Source organism: Bacillus sp. ISO11, assembly GCF_003458115.1.
GTDB lineage: Bacteria > Bacillota > Bacilli > Bacillales > Bacillaceae_G > Bacillus_A > Bacillus_A cereus.
In genome coordinates, this window is record NZ_QXCO01000007.1 from 93760 (window position 1) to 106148 (window position 12389).

The window sequence follows — 12389 nt, forward strand, 5'->3', positions numbered from 1 at the left end:
GCCGCTTGTGCTTTTAATGATATCCAGCTCCGGTGACTAGACCAGTCGGTCATTTCGCGCCTTCCTGTGAGGCAAAGAACGCCTCTTCGTCAGGAGCTCCAATGCCCTCCTGTTCTGAGCAAGTCACCTCCGCTTTTAATTGATATCCAGCTCCAGCGGCTAGAATCTCCGGTCATTTCGCTCTCTCGCTCGAAGCAAAAAGCGCTTCAAGGTCGAGAGCTTGAAGTGTCCTGCGATTCTGAACGAGCCGCTTCCGCTTTTATTTGTTAAACAGCCTTTTGTTTTTCTTCTACATCTTGCCCATCCCAGCACTCTGTATTCTTTAAGCCAGGGATAGAGTTTGCAACGAAGACAGGATCTTTTCCTTGTTTCTTTTGCTTCAAATAGTCTACTAATGCAGCGTAAGCAAATTTGCTAAGGAATGAGATGGCAATTAAGTTTGTGAATACCATTAGTCCCATGAATAAATCAGCTAAACTCCAAACTGTTTTAAGAGCAGCGATTGATCCGAAGAATACCATTCCGACAACTGCAACACGATAAATCATTAACCATGTTTTACTTTCTTTAATGAATGCGATATTTGTTTCACCATAATAGTAGTTTCCTAGAAGTGAACTGAAAGCGAATAGGAAAATAATAATCGCTAAGAAAGTGCTTGCCCACGGTCCAATTTGTGAACTTAATGCGTTTTGTGTTAATTCGATACCTTCTAAATTTGATCCTTTGTAAAGTCCAGAACATAATACGATAAATGCTGTTGATGTACATACTAAGAATGTATCTACGAAAACGCCTAACGCTTGAACAAGCCCTTGTTTTACAGGGTGAGATACATCAGATGTTGCGGCTGCATTAGGAGAACTACCCATTCCTGCTTCTGTAGCGAATAAACCGCGCTGAATTCCGAACTTGATTGCTGCTCCAATACCACCAGCGATGGCTTGGTCTAAACCGAATGCACCGTTAAAGATTTCCATGAAAATGCTTGGTAACATACTGAAGTTGTTAATAACGACAAAAATAGCCACGCCGATATAAACGATTGCCATTGGCGGAACAATCATTTCTGTAATACGTGAAATGCTCTTAATGCCACCAAAAATAATAACTGCAACTAATAAGGCTAATAGAGCTCCTACGATTGTTCGCTCTAGTCCAAAAGCATTTTCAAACGCTATTGTTACTGTATTCGCTTGCACTGAATTGAAAATTAATCCGTACGCAACTGTAATAAGAAGTGAAAACCAGACGCCCATCCAGCGTTTGTTTAACCCTTTTTCCATGTAATATGCTGGTCCACCACGGAACCTACTTCCATCTTTTACTTTATAAATTTGCGCAAGTGTACATTCTACAAAACTAGTAGCTGCTCCGATAATTGCGATAAACCACATCCAAAATATTGCGCCAGGTCCACCCATTGAAATTGCTAATGCTACACCAGCTAAGTTTCCGATACCGATACGTGCTGCTGCACTTAAGCAAAATGCTTGGAATGGTGAGATGCTATCTTTCTTTTTTTCTTTTCGATTAAACCCTTTACTAATTAAGCTGACCATCTCACTGAAATGAGTAATTTGGACAAATTTTAATTTAAAAGAGAAGTAAAGACCGAAGCCGATTAGCATTGCAATAAGAATATATGACCATAAAATATTATTCGTTACCTCAAGGAATCTGCTAAAGATATCAACCATATAATACACTTCCTTTTTTTCGTAATAAGAAAATTATATGCAAAAAATATACGAGAATCAATTTTTCTAAAAAATTATGTTACTTAAAACATTTTTGTGTTATGATTATGTTACATCGTAATATTTTTAGAATTATTTACATTTTAAAAAACTAAATTTAAAGCGAGAAGGTGGGGATAATTTGAAAGAAGATTCTTTATGGAAAGTAAGCCTTGAGAGTTTGAAAATGAGAAGTAATATATTTTTTATCATTACATCTTTAAGTATCTTTTTAGGGTCCACTTATTATTACAATAAAAGATTTCCAAATCACAAATATCCTGAGTGGTTAGAATTTCTAAAGTTGATTGGATGAATAAAAGACAGAAAAACAGAAAATTAAAATAAACAAGTTATGGAGGAGCTAAAAATGAATATTAGAGAAAGTGAACTTCCGGGTATTGGTTATAAGTTTCAAATCGTTACGAAAGGTAATGAAAAGATGGTAATTGTCATTCATGATGATGGTCGTAGAGAAATGTATCATTTTAATTCAGACCATGAAGAAAGCATCTCAAGTATTTCACTACGTGACTCAGAGGCAAGACAAATCGCTGCAATATTAGGTGGAATGGTATATAAGCCTAGGGCGTTAGAAAATGTTGAGATGGTTTTTGAAGGTTTAGCGATTGAGTGGTTCAAAGTGGAGAATACAGCTCCAGCAATCGGAAAAACAATTGGCGATCTTGAAATAAGAAAAACATATAGCGTAACAATAATCGCGGTTATGAAGAAGAACATGAAGAAGCTATTTAATCCAGGACCAGAAACAGTAATTGAAGAAGGAGATATGCTTGTAGTTTCAGGTGAGAGAGAAGAAATTAAAAAAATCATTAATGAATTACTTTCAAATAGGGGGGACTGATTAGATGGATACGTTAATTTTTGAAGTTGGTACAGCTTTAGTTTTAGTGGCAATTGCAGCAGTAATTGCTGGAAAATTTAAATTCTCAGTAATTCCTTTTCTAATCGTTCTTGGAATGTTAGTAGGACCGCATGCACCGACAATAGGTGTTATCGATCTCAAATTTATTGAAAGTGCAAGTGTAATTTCCTTCCTTGGACGAATTGGGGTTCTATTCCTTCTATTCTATCTAGGATTAGAATTTTCAATGAAAAAACTAATTAAATCTGGACGCTCTATTGCGATTGGCGGAACGATTTATATTTTAATTAACTTTTCACTTGGTTTGTTATACGGATTTATAATGGGATTCCCATTACTAGAAATCTTAATTATTGCGGGTATTATTACGATTTCTTCTAGCGCTATCGTTGCTAAAGTGTTAGTGGACTTAAGAAGAACTGGTAATAATGAAACCGAATTAATTTTAGGAATTATTATGTTTGAAGATATATTCCTTGCTGTATATTTATCAGTTGTTTCTGGTTTAGTACTTGGAGATCACGCTTCCTTCTTAGGTGCCCTTACTTCAATTGGAATTGCTTTAGGATATATGCTTCTATTCTTTATAGTAGCTAGAAAGGCTACGCCGTTATTAAATAAATTGCTCAATATTAGCTCAGATGAAATCTTTATTATTGTAGTATTTGCTTCGTTATTCTTCATTGCTGGTTTTTCAGAAACAATTCACGTTGCAGAAGCAATTGGAGCACTTCTTCTAGGATTAGTTTTCTCTGAGACAGAGCATAGTGACCGAATTGAACATCTTGTTGTTCCATTTAGAGACTTTTTCGGAGCTATTTTCTTCTTCAGCTTCGGGTTAAGTATTGATCCGTTCTCATTAGGCGGAGCGATATGGTTAACGTTAGGTGCTGTCCTTCTTACGATAATCGGTAACTTTGTAGCAGGAATGATTGCAGGAAGACAAGCTGGATTATCTCATAAAGCATCAACAAATATCGGATTAACAATCGTTTCAAGAGGAGAGTTCTCCATCATTATGGCTAATATCGGTATCGCTGGTGGTTTAATGTCAGTACTGAAACCATTCTCAGCACTATACGTGCTTATACTATCCATTTTAGGCCCACTTCTGACAAAAGAGTCGAAGAATGTATATAAATTCTTAAATAAAATCTTTAAGTGGGATACGAAGACTAACTAAATTAAAAAAATAAAAGTACAAGATATTTCCTGCTTGTACTTTTATTTTGGTGATGAAAACAGTAAAGAGAGGTACATGATGTTAGGAGAGTTGATTCATTCGGTTTTAGTTTTTTTAGAAGGACTTGGTTATTGGGGAATTATGCTTGGATTAATGCTAGAGGTTATTCCAAGTGAAATCGTATTGTCTTATGCAGGCTATTTAGTATCAACAGGAAGCATTACATTTTGGGGCGCTGTCGCGTTCGGTACTATTGGTGGTGTAATTGCACAACTATTCATTTATTGGATTGGTCGATATGGAGGAAGACCTGTTCTTGAGCGATATGGAAAATATATTTTAATTCAGAAGAAACATATTGATTATGCTGAAGATTGGTTTAATCGTTATGGAACTGGCGTTATCTTTACCGCACGTTTTATTCCGGTTGTGCGTCATGCTATTTCGATACCAGCGGGTATTGCGAAAATGTCACATGCTAAGTTTATTACGCTAACTACATTAGCTGTTATTCCGTGGTCAATTGTGTTTGTATATTTAGGTTTTAAATTAGGAACAGAGTGGGAAAGTATTAATAAAGTTGCGGGGCCATATGTGAAATACTTTGCACTTGCTGCTATTGTTTGTGCAATTGGTTATTTTGTATTAAAAAAAATGATGAAAAAAAAGTGATTACAGAAAAGGAATCTATGTCGACGTAGATTCCTTTTTTATTGGCATTTTTTTAAGGATGAAAGAATACGTTTAATATTTACCATATTGTGGCATACATATAGAAAAAGGGTGCTTGGAAAGGGGAATAAAGAGAAATGGAACTCCAGTTTCAAAATGTATATCAACAGGTAGAGAATTGGTATGTGTTGGATTCGGAGCTTCCTTGGGATGTCAAAAAGTTGAGAGAGGATTTGTTTTCTCTTATTGAAGTATGTAAAACGCCCGTTATTTTTTGTGATACGTGTGATGCAAATGATGTGCTTCTATCATTAGGGGAAGAGGAAGAAGAGTTCCTATTCCCAGTAGGTGGTTTTTATCATAAAGAAAAGCAATTAATTTTCGTTTGTATGTGGGAAGAGTATGATCAAGTTCTCAAAACGCTACTGCATGAATTCCGCCATGCGATGCAGCATAAGAGAGATATATTGTATGTGGGAAGTGAACGGTACGAAGAGCGGTGGATTGAAAAAGATGCGAGGAAGTTCGCGGAGAGGAAATTGGATGAATATAAGAGTAGAAAGTTAATGTAAAGCATAGTGGAGAAATAGCGCTGTGCTTTTTATGCTTATTAAAAATAAGTATTTGACTTTTATTAAGTTTAGTTCTAAACTAATGATATGAAACGAGCGAGGTGATGAAATGAAAACAGAAGATAGACTAGGGCTACTATTATGGTTTCGTTTATCACGCTTTTATAATAAGAGTATTCGTGAGACGAATCAGCATTTGAAAAAATGGAATGTATCTGCCGCCCAGTTTGATGTGTTAGCTCAAGTTGGAGGACATGATCGTTTAACGCAGCAAGAACTTGGAAATAAGCTATTTGTTACGAAAGGAAATGTAACGCAGCTTTTAAATAAAATGGAGCAGCTTGAGTGGATTTTGCGTGAACAAGAGGGTACTACGAAATATATTTCTTTAACAGAAAAGGGAAGAGCTTTATATGAGGAAATCGTCCCACCTCAAGAAACGTTCCAAGCAGAGAAGTTTCATAATTTAAATATAGAGGAACAAAAGCAGTTATTAACACTATTAAAAAAGTTACAGTAAGAAAAAATTTTAAAATAAATCTCGAATTCGAGATAGTATGAGGTGAAGGATATGTTTAGAAAAGTTGATCATAAAAATATGGGCAGAGCAAATCATGGTTGGTTAAATACACATTTTCATTTTTCTTTTGCCAATTACTACAATCCAAATAAAATGAACTTCGGAGCGTTACGTGTTATTAATGATGATCTAGTAGCGGCGCAAACGGGTTTTGATATGCATCCGCACCGTGATATGGAGATTATTTCTTACGTTGTAGATGGTGCTTTAACACATGAAGACAGCATGGGAAATCGCGGAACGATTGAGCGTGGACATGTTCAATATATGAGTGCTGGCACGGGTGTATTTCATAGCGAGCATAATTTAGGCGATGAAACGCTGCGTTTATTACAAATTTGGATTTTACCAGACCGCGCAGATCATAAACCAAACTATGGTGAGTTTAAATTTGATTGGAGCAAGCGTGAAGATGAATGGTTCCATATGGTATCTTCAGTAGAAGGAAATGCACCAATTCAAATTCACCAAGATGCGAATTTATATTCTTTATCATTAGAGGCTGGAAAAGAAATTCATTTTCCAGTGAAAGAAGGCCGTCAATTGTACCTTGTACAAATTGAAGGAAGCAGTGTAATAAATGGTGAAACGTTTGTTATGCGTGATGCAGCAGAAGCGGTAGAAGAAGATATTCATATTGAAGCAAAAGAGCAATCTCATTATTTAGCAATTGAATTGAAAAAACAATAAAAGGTTTATAGAAAAGAGGACATCCGATAGATGTCCTCTTTTTTTGATTAGAATTGTCTGAAAAATGTTTCTCAAATTTTCGGTAGAGGTATCGGCTGGGAAAATAAGAATTGTATAAAAGTGTCAAAAATCTTTATGGGAATGGGGAATGTTATAGTGAAAAAGCAAGTCATTTCATCAGCATTAGCGTTAACTGTTATCGCCGGGGGATTTGGAGCGTTTGGGGCAACGACAACGAAAGCGGAAGAACAAAAAATTCAATATCATCAAGAATTTAAAACACCTGCATACATAGGTGAAGAATGGAAAGCACCGGAAGGACTAGATAAAAAAGAGACAGTCTTTCAATACTTAGAGAGTAAGAAAGATATGTTTAAATTAGCAGGAAATATTGAAAAGCATTTTAATATCGTTGGAGAAGAAAAAGACGCTGAATCTGATACGACACATGTGAAGCTAGTTGAGAAACATAATAACATTCCTGTGTACGGTTCTGATCAAACTGTTACACTTGATAAAGAGAATAATGTAAAAGCATTCTTCGGACAAGTTATTCCGAATTTAGATGATAAAAATATTCCTGCAGCTGCAAGCATTACTGCGGAACAAGCAGAAACGATTGCAAAGGCAGATATTGAGAAAGAAATTGGTAAAGTAAAGAGTTATGACGGTGTGAAAAAAGATTTGTTTGTATATGAAAAGGACGGTAATTACTACCTTGCATACTTAGTTAAGGCATCGATTTCAAAACCAGCTCCAGGATATTGGCATTATTTTGTTGATGCAACGAATGGAAATGTTATTGAGAAATATAACGCTGTAGATAACATTACTGGATTTGGTTACGGAGTATTAGGTGCTAGACAATCATTTGAAATTGCTCAAGATACGAAAACAGGACAATTCAACTTGTTTGATGGTAAACGAGGACAAGGCATTCATACATTTGATGCAGAAAATATGGACGAGAACTGGTTTAATTTATTCTCACAATGGCTTGGATATACAGGAGAAGAAGTTGAAAGTAAATCTAAGTTCTTCGAAGATAAAGCTGCAGTTGATGCGCATGTAAATGCAGGGAAAGTATATGATTACTACAAAAAGACATTTAATCGTAACTCTTTCGATGATAAAGGTGCGAAGCTTATTTCAACTGTTCACGTAGGTGCAGCTTGGAATAACGCAGCTTGGAATGGTGTGCAAATGATGTATGGTGATGGAGATGGAAAAACTTTCATTCCATTATCTGCTGGACTTGATGTTATCGGTCACGAATTAACGCATGCTGTAACTGAACATACAGCAAACCTTGTTTACAAAAATGAGTCAGGGGCGTTAAATGAATCGTTATCTGATATTATGGGTGTTATGGTTGAGAAGAAGAGCTGGGATTTAGGTGCTGATATTTATACACCTGATAAACCTGGTGATGCGCTTCGCTCTCTTAAAGACCCAGCGTCTATTCCAAACCCATTAAAACCAAGTGAAGGTTACCCAGATCACTATAGTAAACGTTACACTGGAACAGCTGATAATGGCGGCGTTCATATTAACAGCAGTATTAACAATAAAGCTGCATACTTAGTATCTGAAGGCGGGGATCATTACGGCGTGAAAGTAACTGGAGTGGGCCGTGAAGCGACAGAAAAAATTTACTACCGTGCTCTTACGAAATATTTAACTGCAAACTCTGACTTCAAAATGATGCGTCAAGCGGCACTTCAGTCAGCTGAAGATTTATACGGTAAAAACTCTAAAGCTGTACAAGCTGTAACGAAAGCTTATGATGCAGTAGGTGTAAAATAATAAGAGAAAAGACCTGACATCCTAGTCAGGTCTTTTCTTTATCCCGCTATCCGCAAATGATGAAATTTCCACTTTATTTAGTCGCGAATACCTAATGCGATTTTCGCCATACGTGACATACGTTCTTTCGACCACGGTGGATTCCAAACGACATTTACTTCTATTTCATTAACTTCAGGTACGTTTGTTGATAATACTTTTTTAACGTCTGATACGATTTGCCCAGCCATTGGACAACCGATAGAAGTCATAGTCATCGTAATGACAGCATTATTATTTTCATCTGCTGTAACATCATAAACTAATCCAAGATTAACGATATCAACACCTAGTTCAGGGTCAATAACAGCTTCTAAATTGGCAAGTAATTTATTTTCAAATGCTTCTTGTGACATAAGCAGCCCCTCCTACACTTTAATGATATCGATTCTCATTATAACGGAAATGAGCATAATGTGCAGGAAATGAGCTCAAAAAAATATCCCTCTTCGCAAGAGGGATATTTTTTGAACATCTATTCTGTTTTAAAATGAGATACGAGCTGATCTAACTCTTCAACTGTTTGTTTCATTTTTCTAGCAGTTACTGTCATTTCATTCATAACAATAACTTTCTGTTCAGCAGATTGTGCCGTTGCGGCAGTTTCGCTGGATACTTCAGTAGAGATAGAAGCGATGTTATTAAGTGAAGCATTCATTTCTTCAGCACTTGCAGCCATTTCTTCAGCAGTTGCTGATATATCTTGCATTTGAGTAGATACTTTATTTACTTGTTCCACAATTGTTGTGAAAGAAGTACCAGCTTCACGAATAACATTGATACCTTCAAATGCTTCAGAACGGCCTTGAGACATCATAGAGCTAGCAGTTTCTGTATCATTTTGAATTTGATGTAGTAATTGATTAATGTCTGTTGCAGCTGTTTTAGATTGTTCAGCAAGTTTTCGAACTTCGTCAGCTACGACAGCAAATCCTTTTCCTTGCTCGCCAGCACGAGCAGCCTCAATAGAAGCATTTAAAGCAAGTAAGTTTGTTTGCTCAGCAATATTAGAAATAGATTGTACAGCAGTATCAATATATTTCGTATGAGTGATTAGACGTTCAACCACTTCTGACGTAGCATTTACAGCTTCGTGTATTGTTGTCATTTGTGAAACAGATTTTTGGATAACCGTACTTCCATCGCTAGCATGTTCAGATGTGGCAACAGCAAGTTCCGCTACAGATGAAGCAGATTCAGCGATGCGCTGAACACTTACTGCCATATCATCCATTGCAGTTGAACTTTCTTCCATACTAGAAGTTTGTGATTGAATACTTGCATTTAAGTTGGACATCGAGCTTTGGACTCTTAATGTCGCCTCACGTGATGTATTCGTTTTTTCTAGCATATTTTCAGAAGCGGTTTGTACTTCCACTGATGTTTTTTGAACGCGATTAATGATATGTTGTAGGTTTTCTAACATTTTATTAAATGATGTTGCGATAGCACCGATTTCATCGTTGCTATTTACTTGTAGACGTGCCGTTAAGTCACCTTCTTGAGAGGCTAATTCTTTTAGTTTTGTATCAATTTGTTGAATTGGTTTCACAAGTTTACCAGAGAACCACCATGCAAGAATAATTGCAACGACAATACAAATAACAAGTGATAGAAAGACTGCATATTCAATTCCTAGTGAAGATTGATCAATTTGTTCAATAGATTGTTCACGTAATTTAGCTTGTTCATTACTGTAATTTGTGAAGTCACCAATTACTTTATAGACCGTTCCGTTTTCTGAAGAAGCTACTTGTAAAGCTTCTTCCCATTTTTGTTCTTTTGCAAGAGTGAATACTTTTTCTTCAACGAACTTTCTCCAAGTAGACCCTAATTCCATTGTACTTTTTACGGACGAAGGAAGATTTGGATTAGAAAGAAGTTTATCTTTTGAATCCTCAAGACGTTTACTCATCTCATTAAACTTGTCTAATTCGACTTGATCATGTTGTAGTAAATAACCCCTTAAAGCAGATAGCTGTACTTGATAAGCGTCTCCACGTTCTTTCAATTCTGTTGCCAGTGGAGAAATTTCTTTTTGTAATGTTTCAGCTTTACGAGATTGGTCAATAGCAAAAAATAAAATAAAAGCTAAGGCGATGCCAAATAAAGCGCAAATCGTTCCCATCATGAACATAAGTTTTTTTCTGATACTTACAAAATTCATATAATTAAAAGCCTCCTTTGTGAAATCTTAGTATTAGAATTAATAAATGTAAAAAATTGAAAGAAAGCTTTACTCCAGTTGGAATAAAGCTTTCTTATTTCCTTTAGGAATTATAGCAGACGGAATGAGAGATAGAAAGAGATATTTTAAATTGAAAAAAGAGAGACTGTAAAATTTTCTTTCCTATACCTTTGGGCTTGTGTCATTACAAGCGAAAGGTTCACTTTAAGCGTTTGTTTTGAAATGAGAGACGAGAACTTCAAGTTCTTGTACGATTGTTTTCATTTCAGATGATTTGTTAGCCACGATACTCATTTTGTTTACTTGATCACCAGCTGAATGTGCTGTTTGTAATGTTTCTGCAGCAACTTCATTTGAAATAGAGGCGATATTATTTAAAGCTGCGTTCATTTCTTCAGAGCTTGCAGCCATCTCTTCAGCAGTTGCAGACATTTCTTGCATTTGCGTAGAGACTTTGTTAATGTGGTTAACAATTTCTGAGAATGAAGATCCGGCAGTACGAATAACAGTAATTCCTTCAGAAGCTTCTGCTTGACCTTGTGTCATCATGTCATTTGCTATTTTAGTATCGGCTTGAATTTGATGCAGTAAATGGTTAATGTCAGTTGCGGCTAGTTGAGATTGTTCAGCAAGTTTTCGAACCTCATCAGCAACAACAGCGAATCCTTTTCCATGTTCACCAGCACGAGCTGCTTCAATAGAAGCATTTAAAGCGAGTAAATTTGTTTGCTCGGCGATATTCGAAATAGATTGAAGTGCAGTATCGATATGATTTGTATGTGTAATGAGTCGCTCAACTACTTGTGATGTAGCGTTAACAGCTTCGTTAATTGTGTGCATTTGTGTAATAGATTTCTCAATGACTTTATTCCCATCATCTGCTTTTTCTGAAGTTGTGACAGCTAAACTAGTAACAGAAGAGGCGGACTCAGCGATACGCTGAACACTTGTTGCCATGTCATCCATTGCAGTTGAACTTTCTTCAATGCTAGAAACTTGTGAACGAATATTGTGTTCAAGAGCATTCATAGTTTCTTGGGTCCTTGCGGTATTTTCCATAGAAGCAGTCGTTTCGATAAATACATTTTCGGAAGCTTCTTTTACACTTGTTGATGTTTGTTGAACTTGTTTTATTATATGCTGTAAGTTAGTGAGCATTTGATTAAAGGAATTTGCAATGTCACCTATTTCATCTTTACTTGTTACGTGTAATCTAGCCGTTAAATCTCCATCTTGAGAAGCTAATTCTTTTAACTTCTCATCAATTTGTCGAATTGGTTTAACGAGTTTACCAGAGAACCACCATGCTAATAAAATAGACGTTAATGTACATGTAATGAGTGAGAAGAAAATAATATATTGAATAAGTGATGAAGAAGACTCGACGTCAGCAATTAATGCGTCACGTTTCTCATTCTCTTCATTTGTATATTTATTAAAACGATCTAAAAGATCATTTACATAATCTGTTTGTGCTAAAGCAATTTTGGATGCTTCGTCCCATTTTCCTTCACGAGCAAGAGGTAGTACCTCATTATCTATGACGCTACGCCATTTTCCCCCCATTAAAATAGCTTCTTTCATTCCTTCTGGGAGCTTCTTGTCACTTGTTACTTTCTCTCTAGTATCAGCTAATTTTTTCCCTTCTCGGTTGAACTTATCTAATCCTTTTTGATCATGTGATAGTAAATATTCTTGTAAACCAGCAACTTGTGCTTGGAACCAATCGCCACGTTCTTTTAAAATCGTCGCTCTTTTTGATACATCATTTTTTAACGTTTCGATTTCACTTGCTTGATTCATGGCGAATGAAAGAATAACTATAAGAGCAATGCTAAATAAAGAAGAAATGCTTAAGAGTGTGAACAGTAGTTTTTTTCGAATACTAACATATTTCATCGTTACCCCTACCCTCATTTAAACTGTTTATTATGATTTATTGATATTTAAACGAAATTAATAAAAACATTATTATGAAGTTATTAATCTGTTCAATGAAAATTATAGCAGATAATGGAAGGAGTCAGATTGGTA

General features: G+C 35.9%; 11 protein-coding genes. 7 read left to right on the forward strand and 4 right to left on the reverse strand.

The annotated features are described in order from the left end of the window. Positions 1 to 266: 266 nt before the first annotated feature. Complete coding sequence (locus D1166_RS09595; RefSeq protein WP_000227591.1) at positions 267 to 1700, reverse strand: alanine/glycine:cation symporter family protein; 1434 nt, start codon at positions 1698 to 1700, stop codon at positions 267 to 269. A 409-nt stretch (positions 1701 to 2109) separates the two neighbouring features. Between D1166_RS09595 and D1166_RS09600 the strand changes: the two genes are divergently transcribed. From D1166_RS09600 to D1166_RS09630, 7 genes are all read left to right on the forward strand, one after another. Continuing rightward, positions 2110 to 2604 carry a cation:proton antiporter regulatory subunit gene (locus D1166_RS09600; RefSeq protein WP_098283594.1) on the forward strand — a complete coding sequence of 165 codons (495 nt, stop codon included), beginning with the start codon at positions 2110 to 2112 and terminating at the stop codon, positions 2602 to 2604. A gap of 4 nt (positions 2605 to 2608) precedes the next feature. Continuing rightward, positions 2609 to 3808, forward strand: a complete 1200-nt coding sequence (locus tag D1166_RS09605) for a cation:proton antiporter (RefSeq protein ID WP_000380223.1) — start codon at positions 2609 to 2611, stop codon at positions 3806 to 3808. Between the two features lie 78 nt (positions 3809 to 3886). Further along, positions 3887 to 4480, forward strand: a complete 594-nt coding sequence (gene uptA / locus D1166_RS09610; protein ID WP_000900214.1) for an undecaprenyl phosphate transporter UptA — start codon at positions 3887 to 3889, stop codon at positions 4478 to 4480. Positions 4481 to 4617: 137 nt separating this feature from the next. Further along, positions 4618 to 5052, forward strand: coding sequence for a DUF3920 family protein (locus tag D1166_RS09615; RefSeq protein ID WP_000422800.1), 435 nt, complete (start codon positions 4618 to 4620; stop codon positions 5050 to 5052). 109 nt (positions 5053 to 5161) lie between these two features. Next, entirely contained in the window at positions 5162 to 5572 is a 411-nt protein-coding gene (locus D1166_RS09620; RefSeq protein WP_098396439.1) for a MarR family winged helix-turn-helix transcriptional regulator, read from the forward strand. A 51-nt stretch (positions 5573 to 5623) separates the two neighbouring features. Then, on the forward strand, positions 5624 to 6322 hold the full coding sequence (locus tag D1166_RS09625) for a pirin family protein (protein WP_071739825.1): 699 nt from the start codon (positions 5624 to 5626) through the stop codon (positions 6320 to 6322). 156 nt (positions 6323 to 6478) lie between these two features. Next, positions 6479 to 8128 carry a M4 family metallopeptidase gene (locus tag D1166_RS09630; protein ID WP_133300462.1) on the forward strand — a complete coding sequence of 550 codons (1650 nt, stop codon included), beginning with the start codon at positions 6479 to 6481 and terminating at the stop codon, positions 8126 to 8128. A gap of 77 nt (positions 8129 to 8205) precedes the next feature. Here D1166_RS09630 and D1166_RS09635 read toward each other — a convergent pair whose 3' ends face one another. The 3 genes from D1166_RS09635 to D1166_RS09645 form a co-directional block, all read right to left on the reverse strand. After that, on the reverse strand, positions 8206 to 8523 hold the full coding sequence (locus D1166_RS09635; protein WP_000076422.1) for a metal-sulfur cluster assembly factor: 318 nt from the start codon (positions 8521 to 8523) through the stop codon (positions 8206 to 8208). Between the two features lie 119 nt (positions 8524 to 8642). Beyond that, on the reverse strand, positions 8643 to 10334 hold the full coding sequence (locus D1166_RS09640) for a methyl-accepting chemotaxis protein (RefSeq protein WP_001012195.1): 1692 nt from the start codon (positions 10332 to 10334) through the stop codon (positions 8643 to 8645). A gap of 225 nt (positions 10335 to 10559) precedes the next feature. After that, complete coding sequence (locus tag D1166_RS09645) at positions 10560 to 12254, reverse strand: methyl-accepting chemotaxis protein (RefSeq protein WP_048568699.1); 1695 nt, start codon at positions 12252 to 12254, stop codon at positions 10560 to 10562. Positions 12255 to 12389: the final 135 nt, after the last annotated feature.

Bases quoted from the DNA above. Each gene is read 5' to 3' on its own strand.
- D1166_RS09595 (WP_000227591.1), bottom strand. From the start codon at position 1,700: ATGGTTGATATCTTTAGCAGATTCCTTGAGGTAACGAATAATATTTTA.
- D1166_RS09600 (WP_098283594.1), top strand. From the start codon at position 2,110: ATGAATATTAGAGAAAGTGAACTTCCGGGTATTGGTTATAAGTTTCAA.
- D1166_RS09605 (WP_000380223.1), top strand. From the start codon at position 2,609: ATGGATACGTTAATTTTTGAAGTTGGTACAGCTTTAGTTTTAGTGGCA.
- uptA (WP_000900214.1), top strand. From the start codon at position 3,887: ATGTTAGGAGAGTTGATTCATTCGGTTTTAGTTTTTTTAGAAGGACTT.
- D1166_RS09615 (WP_000422800.1), top strand. From the start codon at position 4,618: ATGGAACTCCAGTTTCAAAATGTATATCAACAGGTAGAGAATTGGTAT.
- D1166_RS09620 (WP_098396439.1), top strand. From the start codon at position 5,162: ATGAAAACAGAAGATAGACTAGGGCTACTATTATGGTTTCGTTTATCA.
- D1166_RS09625 (WP_071739825.1), top strand. From the start codon at position 5,624: ATGTTTAGAAAAGTTGATCATAAAAATATGGGCAGAGCAAATCATGGT.
- D1166_RS09635 (WP_000076422.1), bottom strand. From the start codon at position 8,523: ATGTCACAAGAAGCATTTGAAAATAAATTACTTGCCAATTTAGAAGCT.
- D1166_RS09640 (WP_001012195.1), bottom strand. From the start codon at position 10,334: ATGAATTTTGTAAGTATCAGAAAAAAACTTATGTTCATGATGGGAACG.
- D1166_RS09645 (WP_048568699.1), bottom strand. From the start codon at position 12,254: ATGAAATATGTTAGTATTCGAAAAAAACTACTGTTCACACTCTTAAGC.